Annotated in this window: 22 protein-coding genes; 11 read left to right on the forward strand and 11 right to left on the reverse strand. The window is 64.2% G+C overall.

The window, feature by feature from the left end; genetic code table 11:
- Both ABE528_RS14840 and ABE528_RS14845 read right to left on the reverse strand, forming a co-directional pair.
- Positions 1–702 carry a 4'-phosphopantetheinyl transferase superfamily protein gene (locus tag ABE528_RS14840; RefSeq protein ID WP_152954099.1) on the reverse strand — a complete coding sequence of 234 codons (702 nt, stop codon included), beginning with the start codon at positions 700–702 and terminating at the stop codon, positions 1–3.
- 49 nt (positions 703–751) lie between these two features.
- Positions 752–1,546 carry a dienelactone hydrolase family protein gene (locus ABE528_RS14845; RefSeq protein ID WP_152954100.1) on the reverse strand — a complete coding sequence of 265 codons (795 nt, stop codon included), beginning with the start codon at positions 1,544–1,546 and terminating at the stop codon, positions 752–754.
- Between the two features lie 128 nt (positions 1,547–1,674).
- Here ABE528_RS14845 and ABE528_RS14850 point away from each other — a divergent pair, with 128 nt between their 5' ends.
- The 4 genes from ABE528_RS14850 (at position 1,675) to ABE528_RS14865 (ending at position 6,004) form a co-directional block, all read left to right on the forward strand.
- Entirely contained in the window at positions 1,675–2,280 is a 606-nt protein-coding gene (locus ABE528_RS14850) for an outer membrane beta-barrel protein (protein ID WP_152954101.1), read from the forward strand.
- 85 nt (positions 2,281–2,365) lie between these two features.
- On the forward strand, positions 2,366–3,043 hold the full coding sequence (locus ABE528_RS14855; RefSeq protein ID WP_152954102.1) for a response regulator: 678 nt from the start codon (positions 2,366–2,368) through the stop codon (positions 3,041–3,043).
- Positions 3,040–4,386, forward strand: coding sequence for an ATP-binding protein (locus ABE528_RS14860; RefSeq protein WP_152954103.1), 1,347 nt, complete (start codon positions 3,040–3,042; stop codon positions 4,384–4,386). The genes ABE528_RS14855 and ABE528_RS14860 overlap by 4 nt, the downstream gene beginning before the upstream one ends.
- Positions 4,387–4,681: 295 nt before the next feature.
- Positions 4,682–6,004, forward strand: a complete 1,323-nt coding sequence (locus ABE528_RS14865; protein ID WP_152954104.1) for a dicarboxylate/amino acid:cation symporter — start codon at positions 4,682–4,684, stop codon at positions 6,002–6,004.
- A 53-nt stretch (positions 6,005–6,057) separates the two neighbouring features.
- Here ABE528_RS14865 and ABE528_RS14870 read toward each other — a convergent pair whose 3' ends face one another.
- Both ABE528_RS14870 and ABE528_RS14875 read right to left on the reverse strand, forming a co-directional pair.
- The gene (locus ABE528_RS14870) at positions 6,058–6,552 is read right to left on the reverse strand and encodes a SprT family zinc-dependent metalloprotease (protein WP_152954105.1); all 495 of its coding nucleotides are present in this window, start codon (positions 6,550–6,552) and stop codon (positions 6,058–6,060) included.
- 140 nt (positions 6,553–6,692) lie between these two features.
- A complete protein-coding gene (locus ABE528_RS14875) occupies positions 6,693–7,292 on the reverse strand; it encodes a Yip1 family protein (RefSeq protein ID WP_054885573.1) in 600 nt (199 codons plus the stop codon).
- Positions 7,293–7,555: 263 nt separating this feature from the next.
- Between ABE528_RS14875 and ttcA the strand changes: the two genes are divergently transcribed.
- Positions 7,556–8,380 carry a tRNA 2-thiocytidine(32) synthetase TtcA gene (ttcA, locus tag ABE528_RS14880; RefSeq protein ID WP_027918067.1) on the forward strand — a complete coding sequence of 275 codons (825 nt, stop codon included), beginning with the start codon at positions 7,556–7,558 and terminating at the stop codon, positions 8,378–8,380.
- Positions 8,381–8,384: 4 nt separating this feature from the next.
- On the forward strand, positions 8,385–9,056 hold the full coding sequence (locus tag ABE528_RS14885) for a DNA-3-methyladenine glycosylase I (RefSeq protein WP_152954106.1): 672 nt from the start codon (positions 8,385–8,387) through the stop codon (positions 9,054–9,056).
- Positions 9,057–9,089: 33 nt separating this feature from the next.
- Here ABE528_RS14885 and ABE528_RS14890 read toward each other — a convergent pair whose 3' ends face one another.
- Genes ABE528_RS14890 through arsC form a run of 3 tightly spaced genes read right to left on the reverse strand, consistent with a single transcriptional unit; the run spans position 9,090 to position 10,451 of the window.
- A complete protein-coding gene (locus ABE528_RS14890; protein ID WP_110638818.1) occupies positions 9,090–9,503 on the reverse strand; it encodes a DUF2069 domain-containing protein in 414 nt (137 codons plus the stop codon).
- Positions 9,496–10,101, reverse strand: a complete 606-nt coding sequence (gene wrbA / locus ABE528_RS14895; RefSeq protein ID WP_346653356.1) for an NAD(P)H:quinone oxidoreductase — start codon at positions 10,099–10,101, stop codon at positions 9,496–9,498. Before wrbA ends, ABE528_RS14890 begins: the two co-directional genes overlap by 8 nt.
- Positions 10,098–10,451 carry an arsenate reductase (glutaredoxin) gene (gene arsC / locus ABE528_RS14900; RefSeq protein ID WP_110638817.1) on the reverse strand — a complete coding sequence of 118 codons (354 nt, stop codon included), beginning with the start codon at positions 10,449–10,451 and terminating at the stop codon, positions 10,098–10,100. The genes wrbA and arsC overlap by 4 nt, the downstream gene beginning before the upstream one ends.
- Before the next feature lie 85 nt (positions 10,452–10,536).
- Here arsC and ABE528_RS14905 point away from each other — a divergent pair, with 85 nt between their 5' ends.
- Positions 10,537–11,001 carry a TlpA disulfide reductase family protein gene (locus ABE528_RS14905; protein ID WP_027918071.1) on the forward strand — a complete coding sequence of 155 codons (465 nt, stop codon included), beginning with the start codon at positions 10,537–10,539 and terminating at the stop codon, positions 10,999–11,001.
- Positions 11,002–11,088: 87 nt separating this feature from the next.
- Here the strand turns inward: ABE528_RS14905 and ABE528_RS14910 are convergent, their stop codons facing one another.
- The 4 genes from ABE528_RS14910 to ABE528_RS14925 all read right to left on the reverse strand — a co-directional run bounded on the left by ABE528_RS14910 (position 11,089) and on the right by ABE528_RS14925 (position 15,823).
- Complete coding sequence (locus ABE528_RS14910; protein WP_346653357.1) at positions 11,089–11,493, reverse strand: META domain-containing protein; 405 nt, start codon at positions 11,491–11,493, stop codon at positions 11,089–11,091.
- Positions 11,490–11,927: a hypothetical protein gene (locus ABE528_RS14915; protein ID WP_346653358.1), complete on the reverse strand. Its 438-nt coding sequence runs from the start codon at positions 11,925–11,927 to the stop codon at positions 11,490–11,492. The genes ABE528_RS14910 and ABE528_RS14915 overlap by 4 nt, the downstream gene beginning before the upstream one ends.
- 31 nt (positions 11,928–11,958) lie before the next feature.
- The gene (locus tag ABE528_RS14920) at positions 11,959–12,948 is read right to left on the reverse strand and encodes a 2-hydroxyacid dehydrogenase (protein ID WP_346653359.1); all 990 of its coding nucleotides are present in this window, start codon (positions 12,946–12,948) and stop codon (positions 11,959–11,961) included.
- A 115-nt stretch (positions 12,949–13,063) separates the two neighbouring features.
- Positions 13,064–15,823 carry a response regulator gene (locus tag ABE528_RS14925; RefSeq protein ID WP_346653360.1) on the reverse strand — a complete coding sequence of 920 codons (2,760 nt, stop codon included), beginning with the start codon at positions 15,821–15,823 and terminating at the stop codon, positions 13,064–13,066.
- Positions 15,824–16,016: 193 nt separating this feature from the next.
- On the opposite strand from ABE528_RS14925, the gene ABE528_RS14930 reads away from it, so the two are divergent.
- From ABE528_RS14930 to rlmD, 4 genes are all read left to right on the forward strand, one after another.
- A complete protein-coding gene (locus ABE528_RS14930) occupies positions 16,017–16,733 on the forward strand; it encodes a response regulator transcription factor (protein ID WP_152954110.1) in 717 nt (238 codons plus the stop codon).
- 3 nt (positions 16,734–16,736) lie between these two features.
- Positions 16,737–18,104, forward strand: coding sequence for a sensor histidine kinase (locus ABE528_RS14935; protein ID WP_152954111.1), 1,368 nt, complete (start codon positions 16,737–16,739; stop codon positions 18,102–18,104).
- Between the two features lie 94 nt (positions 18,105–18,198).
- Positions 18,199–19,098, forward strand: coding sequence for a cysteine synthase CysM (cysM, locus tag ABE528_RS14940; RefSeq protein WP_103449500.1), 900 nt, complete (start codon positions 18,199–18,201; stop codon positions 19,096–19,098).
- Positions 19,099–20,457: a 23S rRNA (uracil(1939)-C(5))-methyltransferase RlmD gene (gene rlmD / locus ABE528_RS14945; protein WP_346653361.1), complete on the forward strand. Its 1,359-nt coding sequence runs from the start codon at positions 19,099–19,101 to the stop codon at positions 20,455–20,457.
- Positions 20,458–20,515: the final 58 nt, after the last annotated feature.

The following is a 20,515-nucleotide window of genomic DNA, read 5'->3' on the forward strand; positions in this document are numbered from 1 at the left end:
TCAGACGCTGATCAGGCTGAGCAGGTGGCCGTCCTGCAGGCCGAACTGGCCTTCGACTTCGGCGCCTTGGCGCCATTCGGGTGACAGGTCGGTGAGCAGGCGCAGGCGGGCCAGGCCTGCGGCAGACCACTCCAGCACTTCGGCATGCTCGAAATAGAAGCGCTGTCGGGTCAGGGGGTAGAGCGCCTTGAACAGGCTTTCCTTGAGCGAGAAGGTCAGGGTGACCGTCAGGCCCAGCTGGCCACGGTCCAGGCGCTCGCGTTCGGCTGGCGTCAGGATCTCGCCCATCAATCGCTCGGCACGCGCGTCATCCAGCAGCGCTTCCTGGTCCAGGCCCAGGCTGCGGCAGGCACCATCGGCAGCGACCACCGCAGCGGCCCAGCCTTTGCCATGGGTGATCGAGCCGTGGATGCCGGTGGGCCAGATCGGCGAGCGGTCCTCATGGGTGCCGGGCACGTAGTCGCGGCCATCCAGGCGCTGCAGCGCGGCGCGGGCGCAAACGCGGCCGGCAAGGTACTCGGCCTGGCGCTTGGCCACCGAACGTTGCAGGCTGGCGCTGGGCACGATGCCGGCGCGCTGGAAGTCATCGGCGGCCAGGTGGGCGGGGTCGAAGGCGCAGCTGACCAGCACCGCACCGGGCAGCGGGCAGGGCAGGGGCCAGTGATGCTGGAGCGGGGCGCAGCAGGCGGGGAGTGTGTTCATGGCGACCATTGTGCCAGCCATGAGCCCTGCGAAGCAGCCCCAGCGATCTCTACTTGAATACTTGCTTGAAAAACGCCTGCATGTCCGCCCAGGAGCTCTTGTCCGCCGCCTCGTTGTAACCAATGTCCGGACCACCGTGGTCGCCATGGCTCAGCCGGTCCGCATCCGGGTTGGTAAACCCATGCTTGGCGCCCGGAATGCTGACGAACTGGTAGTTGACCTTGGCCGCGTCCATCTCCTTCTTGAAGGCATCCACCTGCTGCGGGGTGACCATGCTGTCGTCCGCCCCGTGTTCGACCAGCAGGTAGGCCCGCACCACACCAGGCTGGGTGACCGGTGTCTGGGTGGCCAGTGCGCCGTGGAAGCTCACTACGGCATCCAGCCTCGCACCCCTGCGTGCGGCATCAAGCACCACCTTGCCGCCGAAGCAGTAACCCACCGCACCGAGTTTGCGCTTGTCGGTGTTAGGCTGTTTTTTCAACAGTTCCAGCCCGGCGTCGAAGCGCTGTGCTGCCGCTTTCGGGTCCTTCATTGCCTCGGCCATGAACGCCTGGGCGTCCTGTGGGTGCTCGGTGTGCTTGCCGTCGCCATACATGTCGATGGCCAGTGCGTTGTAGCCCAGTGCAGCGAGGTCGCGGGCACGGCGTTTGGCATAGTCGTTCAGCCCCCACCATTCGTGCACCACCAGCACGCCTGGGCGCTTGCCATCCACGGCGTCGTTGTAGGCGTAGTAGCCAATCAGTGCCGTGCCGTCGTCGGCCTGGTATCGGATCTCGCGGGTTTTCACATCCGCTTGGGTGAGGGCGGCGCTGCACATCAGTATCAGGGCCAGCAGGACGCGCATGTTACTACTCCTTGTTTGGCAGGTAGATCGTTCAGCCGCGGTTCAGCCTGGGTTCAGCCGCGGTTCAGTGCACCCTGCTTACTCTAGCTTCCAGAGCGCAACAGCGCATTCATCTGGAGTACCGTGCTATGAAAACCTTCAATTCCCTGCTCGCCGCCATGGCCGTCTGCGCCGCTGGCATCACCAGCGCCCAGGCTGCGGAAGTAAACTTCGCCAGCCTGACCTATGGCCAGACCAGCGACAAGGTACGCAAGTCCGGGCTGCTGCAGAGCAACACCGACCACCTCAACGCCGACGGCATCATCGCCAAGGACGCTACCTGGGGCGTGCGCCTGGGCAAGATCAATGATCAGGCTCGCTACTACATGACCTACGACAACGTTTCCGGCGACCACAGCGGCTACAAGCTGCGCCAGGAAAACCTGCTCGGCAGCTACGACCTGCTCCTGCCGGTAGGGGACACCACCAAGCTGTTCGGCGGTGGCAGCCTGGGCATGACCAAGCTGACCCAGGATTCGCCAGGGGCCAGCCGTGATACCGGCTACGGTTATGCAGTGGGCTTGCAGGCCGGTGTTATCCAGGAGATTACCGACAATGCTTCGATGGAGTTGGGGTACCGCTACCTGCGCACCAATGCCGACACTGAGGTAGGTGCCAGTGGCGGGCCGAAGGAGGGCACCTTGCGCCTGACCAGCAGTGCACAAACCTACCTGGCGGCAACCTACAAGTTCTGACCGGCGAGCCAGGTTATCCTGTACCGGCCTCTTCGCGGGTTTACCCGCGAGCCGGTACAGGCAATACATTAAAGAGGAGCCCTGAATGAAACTGCTGGTGGTCGAGGACGAAGCCCTGCTGCGGCACCACCTCCATACACGCCTGGGTGAAAGCGGCCATGTGGTCGAAGCCGTGGCCGATGCCGAAGAGGCGCTGTACCAGGCCGAACACTTCCATTTCGACCTGGCCATCGTCGACCTGGGCCTGCCTGGCATCAGCGGTCTCGAGCTGATCGGCCGCCTGCGCAGCCAGGGCAAGACCTTCCCCATCCTCATTCTCACCGCCCGTGGCAACTGGCAGGACAAGGTCGAAGGCCTGGCTACCGGTGCCGACGACTATCTGGTCAAGCCGTTCCAGTTCGAGGAGCTCGAAGCGCGCCTGAACGCCTTGCTGCGCCGTTCCAGCGGTTTCACCCAGTCGACCATCGCCGCCGGCCCCCTGGTGCTGGACCTCAACCGCAAGCAGGCAACCCTGGATGAGCAGCCGCTGGCGTTGACGGCCTACGAGTACCGCATCCTCGAGTACCTCATGCGTCATCACCAGCAGGTGGTGGCCAAGGACCGCCTGATGGAGCAGCTCTATCCCGGCGACGAGGAGCGCGACCCTAACGTCATCGAGGTGCTGGTCGGCCGCCTGCGCCGCAAACTCGAGGGCGAGAACGGTTTCAAGCCGATCGACACGGTGCGCGGCCTCGGCTACCTGTTCACCGAGCGCTGCCGATGATCCGTTCGCTGCGGGTGCGGCTGATGCTCGCGGCGGCAGTGCTGGCACTGCTGTTCATGCTGGGCTTGTTGCCGGCCTTGCAGAAGGCCTTCAGCCTGGCCCTGAAGGAATCGATCGAGCAGCGCCTGGCCTCGGACGTGACCACGCTGATATCCGCTGCGCGCATCGAGCACGGCCAGCTGCAGATGCCAGAGCTGTTGCCGGACGAACGCTACAACCTGCCGTACACCGGCTTGCTGGGATATATCTTCGACCGTGACGGCAACCTGGTGTGGCGCTCGCGCGCCACCGCCGACCGGCACATCAATTACCGCCCGCGCTACGACGGGCGCGGCAACGAGTTCGCCCGTATCCACCAGGCGGATGGCGAAGAGTTCTTCGTCTATGACGTCGAGATCAAGCTGCTCGGTGGCCAGAGCGCGGCCTACAGTATCGTGGCGCTGCAGCCGGTGAGTGAATACAAGGCCACGCTCGATGGCCTGCGCGAAAAGCTCTACCTGGGCTTTGGCGCGGCCCTGCTGGCCTTGCTGGCGCTGCTCTGGGCCGGCCTGACCTGGGGGTTGCGCTCGTTGCGCCGGTTGAGCCTTGAGCTGGATGAGGTGGAGTCTGGCGCGCGGGATGGCCTCAGTGGCGAGCACCCGCGCGAACTGCTGCGCCTGACCCGTTCGCTGAACCGTCTGTTGAGTAGCGAGCGCGAACAGCGCACTCGCTACCGCGACTCCCTGGGCGATCTGGCGCACAGCCTGAAGACCCCGTTGGCAGTGTTGCAGGGCGTGGGCGAGAGCATGCAGCAGCGGGCTAGCGAGCGCGAACAGGCACGGGTGCTGCAGAGCCAGATCGAACGCATGAGCCAGCAGATCGATTACCAGCTGCAGCGCGCCAGCCTGCGCAAGAGCGGCCTGGTGCGCCACCGCGTGCGGTTGCTGCCGGTGCTGGAGAGCTTGTGCAGCACCCTGGCCAAGGTCTATCGCGACAAGCGGGTGGAGGTCCAGCTGGATGTGCCTGCGCAGGCACATGTGCCGATGGAGCAGGGAGCGTTGCTGGAACTGCTGGGCAATCTGCTGGAAAACGCCTACCGGCTGAGCCTGGGGCACGTGCGGGTGAGCCTGCAGGAGGCGCCCGGCACGCTGACGCTGTGCATCGAGGACGACGGCCCCGGGGTACCGGCTGACCAGCGTGAGCGGATTCTCGAACGCGGCGAACGGCTGGACCGGCAGCACCCCGGCCAGGGCATTGGCCTGGCGGTGGTCAAGGACATCGTCGACAGCTATGACGCCGAACTGACCCTTGATGAATCCGCGTTGGGCGGAGCCGCCTTCTGCATCACCCTGCACCTTGATTGATCCGCTGCTCGGGCGGATTCCCGCCATATCCCTTGTACATTTCCCGCCACCGGGCGGAAATCCGCCACCTTTCCTCAGAAAAATCGCCCCGTCGTTGGGCATTTACAGCCCGTAAATACTGCCTCTGCACCCAGGATGGGCATTTTGGCATCGCCCTTGCTATCTCACTTGGCAGAGGCCTGCCCAGGCAGCTCGAACACAACGACAAATCCCTCCGGGTGCAGGAGGGTTAGCGATTCAGGTGCCCACACACCCTGGGAAGGGTGGAGCCGGCACACTTGAGGAAAAATGAGCCATGACGACACGTCAGCCGCTGTACAAATCCCTGTATGTCCAGGTGTTGGTCGCCATCACCATCGGCATCCTGCTCGGCCACTTCTACCCCGAAACCGGCGTCGCCCTTAAGCCTTTGGGTGATGGTTTCGTCAAACTGATCAAGATGGTCATCGCGCCCATCATCTTCTGTACCGTGGTCAGCGGCATCGCCGGCATGCAGAGCATGAAGTCGGTCGGCAAGACCGGCGGCTACGCGCTGCTGTACTTTGAAATCGTCTCCACCGTCGCCCTGATCATCGGCCTCGTGGTCGTCAACGTGGTCCAGCCTGGCGCTGGCATGCACATCGACGTCAGCACCCTGAACGCCAGCAGCGTGGCTGCCTACGCCGCCGCGGGCGCGCAGCAGACCACCGTCGGCTTCCTGCTCAACATCATCCCCAACACCGTGGTGGGTGCCTTCGCCAACGGCGACATCCTGCAAGTGCTGATGTTCTCGGTGATCTTCGGCTTCGCCCTGCACCGCCTGGGCAGTTACGGCAAGCCGGTGCTGGACCTGATCGACCGCTTCGCCCACGTGATGTTCAACATCATCAACATGATCATGAAGCTGGCCCCGGTCGGTGCCTTCGGCGCCATGGCCTTCACCATCGGCCAGTACGGCGTGGGTTCGCTGGTGCAGCTGGGCTACCTGATGGCGTGCTTCTACATCACCTGCCTGCTGTTCGTGCTGGTGGTACTGGGCGGTATCTGCCGCGCCCACGGCTTCAGTGTCCTCAAGCTGATCCGCTACATCCGTGAAGAGCTGATGATCGTGCTGGGCACTTCGTCCTCGGAATCGGCCCTGCCACGCATGCTGGCCAAGATGGAGCGCCTGGGTGCCAAGAAGTCGGTCGTCGGCCTGGTGATCCCGACCGGCTACTCGTTCAACCTCGACGGTACCTCGATCTACCTGACCATGGCTGCGGTGTTCATCGCTCAGGCCACCGACACCCACATGGACATCACCCACCAGATCACCCTGCTGCTGGTGCTGCTGGTGGCTTCCAAAGGTGCTGCCGGCGTGACCGGTTCGGGCTTCATCGTGCTGGCAGCCACCCTGTCTGCCGTTGGCCACCTGCCGGTTGCCGGCCTGGCGCTGATCCTCGGCATCGACCGCTTCATGTCCGAAGCCCGCGCACTGACCAACCTGGTCGGCAACGCCGTGGCCACCGTGGTCGTGGCCAAGTGGGTGAAAGAGATGGACGACGACAAGCTGGCCTCCGAGCTGGCTTCCGGTGGCGCGCCGCTGGAATTGTCGGTACCTACCGATGACCTGGGCGTTGCTGAAACCCCGGTTCGTTGATCCTGATGCGGTAAAAAAGAAGGCGACCCTCGGGTCGCCTTTCTTGTGCCTGGCTATTCGACGCGGGTTTCGCCGCTGTACACCAGAATCTCCCGGCAGCGCCGGCACAGATAGCGCCGCCCCTGGCGCACCAGCTTGTGCCGCTGCGCGGTAAACGGGAAATCAGCCTCCGGGCACGGGCAGCGGTAGATGTAGCGGGTCACCACGCGCCGTTGCACTGCATAGTTGTGGCAACGATTCGGCGGCAGTTCATAGACCCCGCGCATGATCAGCTGCCATTCCTCACCGTGGGCCTGGATGCGGTCGCCAAACAATTGGTGGGCCACCAGGTGTGCCACTTCATGGGCCACGGTCTGGCGCAGGAAGTCTTCCTGGTTCTCGCGATACAGTTGCAGGTTGAAGCGCAGCAGGTTCTCGTGCAGGTGGGCGACGCCGGCTTTCTGGCCGCGCAGCTTGAAGCTGACTTCCGGGCGCGGGAAGGGGCGTTTGAAGAAGGCTTCGGCTTGCTGGTAACAGGTTTCGACGCGTTGTTTGAGCAGCTCGGGCATGGCGGGGTGGTTCTCCTGACCGGGCATTATGCCGCATGCCTGTCGCGGTTGCCGAGCCACCGGTCAGCAGGCATCCGCACAAAGACAAAGGCCGCCTTGCGGCGGCCTCTGCTTGATGCCCTATGTTGGCTGGATCTGATCTAGTTGGTGTACACGGGCCCCACGCCCAAACCCCAGATGATCACGGTTGCAGCCATGATCGCCACCAGCACCACGAGGCCCACTGCCAGCACGGAGCTTGAGAACAGGAAGCCTTCATCTGACGGTATGTTCATGAACGTCGGCAAGCCGACATACAGCAGGTACACGGTGTAGCAAATGGCAGCGGTCCCCACCAGCATGCCCAGCCACAGGTGCGGATACAGCGCCGCCAGGCCACCGAGGAACAGCGGGGTGGCGGTGTAGGTGGCAAAGGCGATGCATTGCGCCATGGACGGGTTGGCGTCGTAGGTGCGGGCCATCCAGTGAATGAATGCGCCCATCACCGCAACCCCGGCGAGCATCGCCACGTAGGACATGATGCTCATCCATATTGCGCTATCCATGGTCAGCATCACTGCCGGCCGGCCGCCGATCACCCAACCCACCTGGGTTGTGCCGATAAAGGCCGAAATGGCGGGAATCGCCGCCAGGATGAGGGTATGAGTAAGGTACATGTGGCTGATGCTTTCTTCTTCGCCACGAATCTCCCGCCATTCCTGGTCGGGATGGGTAAACAGCCCCACAACGTGATGAATCATGCCGGTCACTCCTCTCAATATTGCCAATCGCCCCCCACATGGAGCGCAAGCGGCCCGAGGCCAGGACACCGAAGCAGAACGGTAATGTGGCCTTATGTCGCAGTATAGGAAGCCAATCCCCGCACAAACCCGGCTTTTTAGAGCAAATTGCGCTGTCAGGGCCGTTGTTGATTACCTTGAAGTCTTTGTCGGAATCCCTACAGGTGCGCGTGGTTTGTGCGTAAAATAGCCGGCTTTTGTCACACCTCGCGGATCCAAGCGCTATGGGCACCCTCTCGGTCAACCAGAACAAACTGCAAAAACGCCTGCGTCGTCTCGCCGGCGAAGCCATCACCGACTACAACATGATCGAAGATGGCGACAAGGTCATGGTCTGCCTGTCTGGCGGCAAGGACAGCTACACCATGCTCGACGTTCTGTTGCACCTGCAGAAGGTGGCACCGATCAAGTTCGAGATCGTCGCGGTGAACATGGACCAGAAGCAGCCGGGCTTCCCCGAGCATGTGCTGCCGGCCTACCTCAAGGAGCTGGGCGTCGAGTACCACATCGTCGAGAAGGACACCTACTCGGTGGTCAAGGAGCTGGTCCCCGAGGGCAAGACCACCTGCTCGCTGTGCTCGCGCCTGCGCCGCGGTACCCTGTACACCTTCGCCGATGAAATCGGTGCGACCAAGATGGCCCTGGGGCACCACCGCGACGACATCGTCGAAACCTTCTTCCTCAACATGTTCTTCAACGGCGCGCTCAAGGGCATGCCGCCCAAGCTGCGTGCCGACGACGGCCGCAACGTGGTGATCCGCCCGCTGGCCTACTGCAGCGAGAAGGACATCCAGGCCTACTCGGACATGAAGGAATTCCCGATCATCCCGTGCAACCTCTGCGGCTCGCAGGAGAACCTGCAGCGCCAGGTGGTCAAGGACATGCTGGTGGAGTGGGAGCGCAAGCACCCTGGCCGCACCGAGAGCATCTTCCGCGCCATGCAGAACGTGGCGCCGTCGCAGCTGGCCGACCGCAACCTGTTCGACTTCACCAGCCTGAAGATCGACGAGAACGCCACCCCGCGCTTCCTCGACGTGGTGAACATCTGAGGCCATGCGCGATTACCAGTGGCTGCATGCGTATTGCCTGAACCGCTTCGGCTCGGCCCAGGCACTGGAAGCCTTCCTGCCACAGCCGCGCACGCCGGCGCAGCTGCGCGATATCGCTGACGACCGCTACCTGTCGACCCTGGCCCTGCGCGTGTTTCGCGCCGGGCTCAAGCACAGCCTGGTCGATGCCAAGTGGCCAGCGTTCGAGCAGGTGTTCTTTGGTTTCGACCCGGAGAAGGTGGTGCTGATGGGCGCCGAGCACCTGGAGCGGTTGATGCACGACGAGCGTATCATCCGCCACCTGGGCAAGCTCAAGAGCGTGCCGCGCAATGCGCAGATGATCCTCGATGTGGCGAAGGAGAAGGGCAGTTTCGGTGCGTTCATCGCCGACTGGCCGGTGACCGATATCGTCGGGCTGTGGAAGTACCTGGCCAAGCACGGCAACCAGTTGGGCGGGCTGTCGGCGCCGCGCTTCCTGCGCATGGTCGGCAAGGACACCTTCATCCCCACCGAAGACATGGCGGCGGCGTTGATCGCGCAGAAGGTGATCGACAAGCAGCCGACCAGCCAGCGCGACCTGGCGCTGGTGCAGCAAGCGTTCAATCAATGGCACGCAGAGAGCGGGCGGCCGCTGTGCCAGTTGTCGGTGATGCTGGCGCATACCGTCAACCATTGAGTCCTTGGGGCCGCAAAGCGGCCCCCCCTGCATTCAACTGCCTTCGCCCGCCATGCGCCGCTCGAACTGAAACTTCCAGCGCACATACAAAAGCCCGGCAATGAACAATCCCAGGCTCACCAGCACTTCAACCCAGCCAAACACCGCCCGCGCGGGGTCGAACGCTGCCAGCACGCCCTTGATGAAGTAGATATTCACCACGAAGCAGGTCCAGGCATGCGCCCGGGCACTGCCCATCAGCATGCCCGGCAGCAGCAACAGCAGCGGCACCAGTTCGATCGCCAGGATCACCTCGACCCGCGCCCCATGCAGGTTGGCGAACCACAGGTTGTTCACCACCAGCAGCGCGATCAGGCCGAAGAAGAACGCCAGGCTCAACGCCCGCGTCAGGCGCAGGCGCGGCGCCAGCCATTCGAGTGGCGGCAACACCTTGGGCTTTTTAGCCACGCGCGGCCTCCAGGGCCTTGGCGGTGGTCGCCAGGCGTTGGCCAAGGGCGCGACACAAGGCGATCTCATGCTGGTCCAGCTCACGCTTGCCATCGGCGCCGGCATGGTGGCTGGCGCCATAAGGCGTGCCGCCGCCACGGGTCTCCAGCAGCGCCGACTCGCTGTACGGCAGGCCCATCACCAGCATGCCGTGGTGCATCAGCGGCAGCATCATCGACAGCAGGGTGGTTTCCTGGCCGCCGTGCAGGCTGGCGGTGGAGGTGAACACGCCAGCCGGTTTGCCGACCAGTTCGCCACCCAGCCACAAGCTGCTGGTGCCATCGAGGAAGTACTTCAGCGGTGCGGCCATGTTGCCGAAGCGGGTCGGGCTGCCCAGCACCAGGCCGGCGCAGTGGCGCAGGTCGTCGAGGGTGGCGTACAGCGCGCCGCTGGCCGGGATGTCCGAAGCCACCGCTTCGCACTCGGTGGAAATCGCCGGCACCGTGCGCAGGCGTGCTTCCATGCCGGCCAGCTCGATGCCACGGGCGATGTGCCGGGCCATTTCGCTGGTCGAACCGTGGCGGCTGTAATACAGCACCAGGATATACGGCGCACTCACGGCAGGATCTCCAGCACCTTCTCCGGCGGGCGGCCGATCACGGCCTTGTCACCGGCGATCAGGATCGGGCGTTCGATCAGCTTGGGGTTGTTTACCATGGCGTCGATCAACTGCGCGTCGCTCAGTGCCGGGTTTGCCAGGTCGAGGGATTTGTATTCGTCTTCACCAGTGCGCAGTAACTGGCGTGGGGCGATGCCCAGCTTGCCGAGCAGGGCCTTGAGGGTTGCGGCGTCGGGCGGGGTTTCCAGATAGCGCACGATGGTCGGTGCCAGGCCGCGTTGTTCAAGCAGTTCCAGCGCGCCGCGGGATTTCGAGCAGCGCGGGTTATGATAGAGCGTCAAGTCAGTCATGTCGGGTCGCATCCAGCTGGGTGTGGCGGCTATTCTAACCGCAGCGACTGACCTATTTGCTTGAAACTTCGAGAAGGATTGACCCATGGCAAGGCGTCTGGCAGCAGTACTGGCCATCACCGCGAGCCTTTTGCTCGGTGGTTGCGGTGCCGATTACGGCGTGGACCAAGATGGCAAGACGGTAAAGGCGGAACAGATCGACGGGCACTGGGTAGTGCTCAATTACTGGGCCGAATGGTGTGGCCCGTGCCGTACCGAGGTACCTGAGCTGAACCAGGCGGCCAAGCAGTGGGCGGCCGATGGCATCAAGGTGGTCGGGGTGAACTTCGATGGCCTGCAGGGCCCGGAGCTGAAGCAGGCAGCGCAGGCCCTGGGCATCGGCTTCACGGTGCTGGCGCAGGACCCGGCCGAGCGTTATGACCTGCCCCGCAGCGAGGCGCTGCCGGTGACCTACATCATCGATGACAAGGGCAAGGTGCGTGAGCAACTGATGGGCGAGCAGACCCTGGAAGGGTTGCAGGCCAAGATCAAGGCCCTCAAGCAGGGGTGAGTTGCGAGCTGCAAGCTGCAAGTAAAGGCGGATTGGTGTTCACTCTGCTTTTTCTTGCGACTTGAAGCTCGCAGCTTGCAGCTGTATTCAGCCTTCTTCAGGCCAGAAGCGCAGCGGCTTGCCCTCGGCTGGCCAGAAGCGCATCTGTTCGATGGGCGACACATCCCAGCGCTGAACCGTCTCCAACGCCTGCAGGAAGCGCTTTTCCTGCTCCATCAACGCCGGGGCACACAGTTTGCGGGTTTTGCCAACCTTGCCGAAGCTCAGGTGCTCACCGTCCAGCGTGTACGGCGCAAACCAGTGGTTGCAGCCAGCATTGCCATAGGCGCGGCCATCACTGGCCAGGGTCAGGGTCAGGTGGCTGTAGTCAATCAGCGGACGTTCGCCGATCCACTCCAGCACGTAGCTGCGTTCCTGCTGCAGCTTCGAAGGTTCGGCGGCGCAGCCGAGCAGGCCGGTGGCAATCAGCACGCCGGTCAGCAGATTCTTCACTCGGCGCTCTCCTGGCAACGCGGGCACAGGTGCTTGTCGCCACGGCTGGCCCAGCCCAGTTCGGCGATACGGGCGCTGGCAGCCGGCTGGCGGGCCGCTTTGCCGAGTTTGGCGTCGACGGCGAACTCGAAGTCCAGCACCGCGTCGCAGCTGTCGCACTCGACCTTCCAGGTGAGAATTTCCAGCTCGTTGAACACCGGGCCACTGGCCACGGCAACCCACTGGCCGCGTGGGTTGATCAGGTGGCGCACGCTGTCCACGGTCAGGCGCATGGCCAGGTCCTTGCTGCCCTTGAGGGTCACGATCAGGACGTCGCCCTTGTGCATCGAGCCACCGTTGCCGGTCACCTGGTAACGGCCCGGAACCAGGGCGCGGCACTCGATCAGGGTGTGTTGCGGGTTGAAAAGGGTGTAGCGGAAATCGTGCTCGACCATGGGTCCTCCAGAAATGCCGCGTATCCTAGCATCAACCGCTGACCAGATTCTGCGGATTACCCGCCGCCCAGCGGATGATGTTGTCCAGGGTGGTGGCGGCGATCGCGTCCAGTGCTTCGCGGGTCAGGAATGCCTGGTGTGCGGTGATGATCACGTTGGGGAAGGTCAGCAGCCGTGCCAGCACATCATCCTGCAGCGGGAGGTCGGAGCGGTCCTCGAAGAACAGCTGGGCTTCCTCTTCGTAGACGTCCAGGCCCAGGTAGCCGAGCTGGCCGCTTTTCAGGGCGTCGATCAGTGCCGGTGTGTCGACCAGCGCGCCACGGCCGGTATTGATTAGCATCGCGCCTGGCTGCAACTGGTTCAGGCTTTGCGCATTGATCAGGTGCCGGGTGTGCTCGGTCAGCGGGCAGTGCAGGCTGATGATCCGCGCCTCGCGCAGCAGGTCGGGCAACGCCATGTAGCGCGCGCCAAGGGCCAGCAGTTCCGGGTTGGGGTAGGGGTCGTAGGCCAGCAGCTGGCAGCCGAAACCGGCCATGATCCGGGCGAAGGCGGCACCGATCTGGCCAGTGCCGACCACGCCGACGGTCTTGCCATGCAGGTCGAAGCCGGTCAGCCCGTGCAGGGTGAAGTCACCTTCGCGGGTGCGGTTGTAGGCCCGGTGCAGGCGGCGGTTGAGCGCCAGGATCAGGGCTACGGCGTGCTCGGCCACGGCATGTGGCGAGTAGGCCGGCACGCGTACCACCGCAAGGCCAAGGCGCTGCGCGGTGGCCAGGTCGACATGGTTGTAGCCCGCCGAGCGCAGGGCGATCAGGCGCGTGCCGCCAGCGGCCAGGCGTTGCAGCACCTGGGCGTCGAGCTCGTCGTTGATGAAGGGGCAGACGACCTCGTAGCCGTGGGCCAGAGGGGCAGTGTCGAGGGTCAGGCGGGTGGGCTGGTAGTGCAGGTCCAGGGTGCTGTCGCTGGCGGCCCGGGTGAAGCTTTCCTGGTCGTAGTGCTGGCTGCTGAACAACAGAACGCGCATGGTGAGAGTCCTTTGCAGTGCATGTCTTGGGTTGTGTGGTGCCATTGAGACCGAGCGCCGCCCGTGCGGCGCATCGTGGGCGGCGCTCGATCTCACGGGCGCCGAAAAAATCCAGTCAAGCGCTCAGCCGCGCCTGCGCCGCCAACCGATTGATCGCCGCATCCAGCTCATCCAGCGCCTGCTGTGCCTGCGGGCTGTCCTGCTTGAGCAGTGTCTCGCTGCGCTGACACGCCGCACGCAACTGCGGCACACCACAATAACGCGAGGCACCATTGAGCCGGTGCACCTGCTCGATCAGCGTCGCGCGGTCATCGGCCTCGCAGGCGCTGCGAATTGCCTGGCGGTCGCTTTCCAGCGACGCCAGCAGCATGGCCAGCATGTCAGCCGCCAGGTCCGGCTTGCCGGCGGCCAGGCGCAAACCTTCGTCCGGGTCCAACACGGGCAGCTCATGGCTGTCGCCATGCGGCTCGCTGGCAGGCTCCAGTGGCGACGTGCCCAGGCTCAGCCCGGTCCACTTCATCACTACCTGGGCCAACTGCCGTTCGCTGATCGGCTTGGTCAGGTAATCGTCCATGCCACTGTGCAACAGGGCGCGCTTCTCATTGGCCATGGCATGGGCAGTCAGGGCGACGATCGGCAGCGGGCTGCCACTCTGGGTCTTTTCCCACAGGCGGATTTGCTCGGTGCAGGCGCGGCCGTCCATGCCGGGCATCTGCACGTCCATCAGCACCAGGTCGAAGGGCTCGGCCTGTACCGCCTGCACGGCGGCATGGCCGTTGTCGACCGCCAGCACTTCGGCGCCCAGGTCTTCGAGCAACGTCTGCACCAGCAGCAGGTTGGCGGCATTGTCGTCGACGCACAGGATCTTCGCCCGGCGCTGGCTACTGCCAGACAACCCCGGTTCGGCCTGCGGCCGTCGCGGTTGCACCAGTTCCAGCAACAGGCGGCGCAACTTGCGTGTGCAGGTCGGCTTGGACAGCAACTGCCCATGGCCGTTGGGCAGGTAGGGGTGGTACATCGCCTGTTCGGTGGTTGGGCACAGCACCACGCACTGGCAGTGCAGGCGCTCCAGTTGCTGGTTGTACTGGCCGAGCTGTTCCGGTGAAAGCGTACCGAGGTTGGCGCCGAGCACCGCGAACTCGAATGGCATGCCGGCCTGGAAGCCCGCCTGCACGCCGTGCAGCAACTGGTCATAGGAAGCGAACAGGCTGACGCTCAGGCCGCAGTCCTCAAGCTGGTGCTCCAGAGCCTGGCGCGCCAGCTCATGGCTGTCGACGATGGCCACCCTGCGGCCCAGCAACGGTTGCAGCGGCTGCTCTTCGATGTCGTCGTGTGCCTTGGGCAGGCTCAGGCTGATCCAGAACTGCGAGCCTTCGCCCGGTGTGCTGTCGACGCCGATCTCGCCGCCCATCTGCTCGATCAGGCGCTTGGAAATCACCAGCCCCAGGCCGGTGCCGCCGGGTTGGCGGGCCAGCGAGTTGTCGGCCTGGCTGAAAGCCTGGAACAGCGTGCGCACGTCCTGTGGTGACAAGCCGATGCCGGTGTCCTGCACGCTGATGCGCAGCTGGGCACTGTCTTCGTGTTCGTCATCGAGCATCGCCCGCACGACAATGGTGCCTTCGCGGGTGAACTTGATCGCGTTGCTCACCAGGTTGGTGAGGATCTGCTTCAGCCGCAACGGGTCGCCGATCAGCGAGGTTGGCGTATCGCGGTAGATCAGGCTGAGCAGCTCGAGCTGCTTGGCATGGGCGGCGGGGGCGAGGATGGTCAAGGTGTCCTGGACCAGGTCGCGCAAATTGAACGGGACGCTGTCGAGCACCAGCTTGCCGGCCTCGATCTTGGAGAAGTCGAGGATCTCGTTGATGATCCCCAGCAGGTTGTCGGCGGACTTCTCGATGGTGCTCAGGTAGTCCAGCTGCCGCGGGGTCATCTCGCTCTTCTGCAGCAGGTGGGTGAAGCCCAGGATGCCATTGAGCGGGGTGCGGATTTCGTGGCTCATGTTGGCCAGGAATTCCGACTTGATGCGGCTGGCCTCCAGGGCCTCCTTGCGCGCCATGTCCAGCTCGATGTTCTGGATCTCGATGGTTTCCAGATTCTGGCGCACGTCCTCGGTGGCCTGGTCGATGCTGTGCTGCAGTTCCTCGTGAGCACCGTGCAGGGTCTCGGCCATGCGGTTGATGCCGCGAGCCAGTTCGTCCAGTTCATGGCTGCCCATGGCCGGCAGGCGTTCGTCGAGGTGGCCGTCCTTGAGCTGGTTGACCGTATGCTTGATACGTGCGATCGGGTCATTGATGGTACGGCTCATGCGCATCGCCAGCAGCACACTGAGGGCCAGGCAGGCGAGGATCAGCAGCACGCTGGTGAACAGGTTGCGGTAGCCGCGCAGCAACGTGCCGTCGTGGGACAGCTCGATCTCGACCCAGCCGAGCAGGCGCTCGGTTTCGGCCGGTACGGCATCGGTGGCCAGGTCGCGGTGATGGCCGAACACCGGCATCAGGTAACGGGTAGCGTCGTTGCCGGTGCGCTGCAGCAACTGCGTGCCGGTGCCGCCGCTGGGCGCCTGGTTGATCATGCTTGGCCCGGCATGGGCCAGGCGGCTGCGGTCGGGGGCGAGGAAGGCCACGGCGCGCACGTCGGCCTGCTCCAGGGTCTGCGCGGCGATGCGCTCCAGCTGGGCAGGCGCCAAGCGTGCCAGGGCCGGTGCGGCCAGCGGTGCCAGCTGCTCGGCGAGCATCTTGCCGCGCTGCAGCAGCTGGGTGCGCAACTGGTCTTGCTGCAGCCAGGTGAAATAGCTGCCCAGCACCAGTGCCATCAGGCTGGCTGGCAACAATGCCAGCAGCAGCACCCGGCTTCTGATTCCCAAACGATCGAGCACACTCGCCTCCTGTGATGTGCCTGGATGCCGTCGACGCTGCGACGGAACAATGCGGAAAGTTACTCCGCTGGCAGCGCTAATGCACCCTTTGAATGTCATTTCGTTGCCTGGCCAAGGCGTTGGTCGCAGGGCAGTTGCCTGGAAGGAGAGCTTGCACAATAATCGCGTAATTGAGAATGGATGGCAGTTGCCAATGAATCCTGTAACTAATTGCGCGTCCCGCATCCTGGCGATCGAGGACGATCCGGTCCTGGGTGCGTACCTGCACGAAGAGCTTCAGCGCGGCGGCTTCCAGGTCACCTGGTGCCGCAATGGCCTGGATGGCCTGGAGGCGGCCGGTCGGCAAACCTTCGATGTGGTGCTGATGGACATCCTGCTGCCAGGCCTCAATGGCCTGGATGCCCTGGCCCGGTTGCGCCAGCGCAGCGCCACGCCGGTGATCCTGATGTCGGCGCTGGGCGCCGAGGCCGACCGCATCAGCGGCTTCCAGCGTGGTGCCGACGACTACCTGCCCAAGCCCTTCAGCATGGCCGAGCTGCAGGTGCGGATCGAGGCGATCTTGCGCCGGGTTGCCCTTGAGCGGCGTCATCAGCCTCCGCTGGAGGTTGCCGGAAGCGCGATGTACTTCGACGAAGGCCTGTGCGATGTCAGCCTGGGCGGTCAGCAGGCTGGCATGACGCCGAGCGAATACCGCCTGTTCGACATCCTTCACCGCAATGTCGATGAAGTGCTGAGCAAGCCCTTCCTTTATCAGCAGGTGCTGCAGCGCGGCTACTCGCGGCACGACCGCAGCCTGGACATGCACGTCAGCCAGATCCGCCGCAAGCTCAAAGGTATCGGCTACCACGAGCGGCAGATCCGCACCGTGTGGGGCAAGGGCTACATGCTCAGTGCCGGCGAGGTGGAGTAAGCCATGCTCGATCGCCATTCGCTGTTCTGGAAGCTGGCCATCCTGCTGGTGGGTTTCTGCCTGTTGATGATCGGCCTCAGCTACACCTGGGGCCGCCATATGGAAACCCGCAACGCCTTTCTCGACCCGCCGGCCCGCCAGGTGCTGCGCGACTATGCCAGCGACGCCGAAAAGGCCTGGCGCACAGGCGGGCGGGAAGGGTTGGACCGCTGGGTGGCGATGATGCAACAGCGTGAGCATGGCTGGATCGGTGTGCTCGACCTGAATCTGCGGCCACTGGACAGTGCCATGCTCGGCCCTGCGATCATGCAGCGGCTCACTCGCCTGCGAGGTGTCGACTGGCCGATGAGCCGGCGCAGCGTCGACCAGCCTTGGTTGCGCATTCCGTTCCCCGGTGCGCCGCAGCAGGGCATGCTGGTGATCGAGTTGCCGCAGCGCTTCAACCCTGGCCAGTACCGGGTGTTCTGGCAAATCGTCACCAATGGCATCATCCCCGGCCTGTTCACCTTGCTGCTGTGTGTCGGCCTGTACCGCATGCTGATCGTACCGCTCAACCAGCTGCGCGAGCAGGCCAATGCCTGGCGTGCCGACCAGCTTTCGGCACGCCTGGATACACGTACCACGGCCCGCCACGACGAGTTGGGCGAACTGGCCCGGGCTTTCGATCAGATGGCCGAGCGCCTGCAAGGTACCGTGGTGATGCAGCAGCAACTGCTGCGCGACCTGTCACACGAAATGCGCACCCCACTCAGCCGCCTGCGCGTGGCCTGTGATGGCGAGACTGACCTTGCGCGCCTGCGGGAGCGACTTGGGCGTGAAGTGGACGGCATGCAGCAGCTGGTCGAGAACACGTTGCAACTGGCCTGGCAGGATGCCGAACGCGCGCCGATGAACCTTGAGCCGATTCAGGTTCAGGCGCTGTGGGACCTGCTGGCCGAAGACGCCAGCTACGAAAGCGGCTGGTCACCCGCGCGCTTGCGCTGCCAGCTGCCGGGCAATTGCTGGGTGCAGGGTAACCTCAATCACCTGGCCCAGGCCCTGGAGAACATGCTGCGCAATGCCATCCGCCATTCGCCGGAACACGGCCTGGTGCGGTTGGGCGGGCAGCGCGAAGGTGGGTATTGGCATCTGTGGCTGGAAGATGAAGGCGGGGGTGTGGCCGATGAGGATCTGGAGCGCATCTTCGCGCCGTTTTCCCGGCTCGATGGTTCGCGGCCCGGGGATGGCGGTTTTGGCCTGGGGTTGAGCATTGCCCGCAGTGCCATTCAGCGCCAGGGTGGGACCTTGTGGGCGGAGAATGGCAAGGCAGGGCTCAGGCTGTGCATGCGGCTGCCGCTTCATGTACCCGCGAAGCAGGCGACAGCCTTATAGCTTGTGGCTATAGCGACCACAGATTGCGTGATATGGCCGGGAAGGGTTTGCCGGTATGATAGGCACCCCTGCCGTCCGGATTGTGAAATACGCCATGACCTTGCAGTACCCAACCATCGCCGATTGCGTCGGCAATACGCCCCTGGTTCGCCTGCAGCGCATCGCTGGCGAAACCAGCAATACCCTCCTGCTCAAGCTCGAAGGTAACAATCCTGCCGGCTCGGTGAAGGACCGCCCGGCACTGTCGATGATCACTCGCGCCGAACTGCGCGGCCAGATCAAGCCAGGCGACACCCTGATCGAAGCCACCTCCGGCAATACCGGCATCGCCCTGGCGATGGCGGCGGCGATCAAGGGTTACAAGATGATCCTGATCATGCCCGACAACTCCACCGCCGAACGCAAGGCAGCCATGACTGCCTATGGCGCCGAGCTGATCCTGGTGACCAAGGAAGAGGGCATGGAAGGCGCCCGCGACCTCGCCGAGAAGTTGCAGGCCGAAGGCCGCGGCCTGGTCCTTGACCAGTTCGCCAACGGTGATAACCCGATCGCCCATTACACCAGCACCGGCCCGGAGATCTGGCAGCAGACCCAGGGCACCATCACCCATTTCGTCAGCTCCATGGGTACCACCGGTACCATCATGGGGTGCTCGCAGTACCTCAAGGAACAGAACCCCAACGTGCAGATCGTCGGCCTGCAGCCGATGGAAGGCTCGGCCATCCCGGGTATCCGCCGCTGGCCCGAGGAGTACCTGCCAAAGATCTTCGATGCCACCCGCGTCGACCGCGTGATGGACATGTCCCAGCAGGAGGCCGAGGACACCACTCGCCGCCTCGCGCGCGAAGAGGGCATTTTCTGCGGCGTGTCTTCCGGTGGTGCGGTGGCAGCCATGCTGCGCCTGTCCCGCGAAGTGGAAAACGCCGTGATGGTCGCGATCATCTGTGACCGCGGCGACCGTTACCTGTCCACCGGCCTGTTCGACCCGAGCTAAATGTCCAAGAAAAAAAGCAACAGCGGCCTGCGCTTCCAGCCGGCCGGCGGCAACCGCACGCCCCAGGTCCCCGTGGGCAAGAAGCAGCGCCTGGATATCGAGCGCCTGGCCGGTGACGGCCGCGGCATCGCCTTCCTTGAAGGGCGCACCTGGTTCGTCAGTGGCGCCCTGGCCGGTGAAACGGTCGAGGCGCGGGTGCTCAATGCCCGCGGCAAGGTCGTGGAGGCGCGCCTGGAGCGCGTGCTGCAAGCCAGCCCCGAGCGCCGTCAGGCACCTTGCCGTCACTACGAGCGTTGCGGCGGCTGCAACCTGCAACACCTGCCCCACGAAGCCCAGCTGGCGCTCAAGCAGCGTACCCTGGCGGAGCAGCTGCAACGGGTGGCCGGCGTGCAGCCCGAAGAATGGGCCGCACCCCTGAGCGGGCCGGAATTCGGCTACCGGCGCCGGGCGCGGGTGGCGGTGCGCTGGGACGTGAAGGCAAAGCAGCTGGATGTCGGCTTCCGTGCCGAGGCCAGTCAGGAAATTGTCTCGATTGATGATTGCGCCGTGCTGGTACAGCCTTTGCAATCTATTCTTCGCCACTTGCCGACCGTGTTGCGCTCGCTGGGCAAGCCACAGGCGATCGGCCATGTGGAGTTGTTCAGCGGTACCGCCGAAGCCGTGCTGGTGCGCCATGTGGCACCGTTGCCAGCGGACGACCTGGCACGCTTGCAGGCGTTCTGTGACGTGGCCAAGGCGCAGCTCTGGCTGCAGGGTGAAGGTGAGCCGGCACCCGTGGACGCCGAGGCGAAACTGGGTTTTGCTCTGGAGCCTTGGCAGCTGGAACTGGCCTGGCGCCCGGGCGATTTCGTCCAGGTCAATGCCCAGGTCAACACGGCGATGATCGAGCAGGCCCTGGCCTGGCTCGCACCGCAAGCTGACGAGCGTGTGCTGGACCTGTTCTGCGGCCTCGGCAACTTCGCGCTGCCGCTGGCGCGCCAGGCACGTGAAGTGGTGGCGGTGGAAGGTGTACAGGCCATGGTCGATCGGGCCGCGGCCAATGCCCGGAACAACGATGTGCATAACGCCGCGTTTTTTCAGGCCGATTTATCGCAGCCTTTGGCAGGTGCCGGATGGGCCGCCGAAGGCTTTTCTGCGGTACTCTTGGATCCACCGCGCGACGGTGCATACGAGGTGGTGCAAGGCATCGCCCGTCTCAACGCCAAGCGCTTGGTGTATGTATCGTGCAACCCGGCCACGCTGGCGCGAGACGCCCAGGTGCTGGTCGGCCAGGGGTACCGGTTAAAAAGGGCCGGGATTCTCGACATGTTTCCTCAGACGGCGCATGTCGAAGCCATGGCGTTATTCGAAGCGGGCTAGCGAACTGGCCCCTTGGTGCGGCTTCCACGGAAGCGAAGCCGTACGGTGATAGCCAGTG

It is taken from the genome of Pseudomonas sp. TWI628 (assembly GCF_039673865.1).
GTDB lineage: Bacteria > Pseudomonadota > Gammaproteobacteria > Pseudomonadales > Pseudomonadaceae > Aquipseudomonas.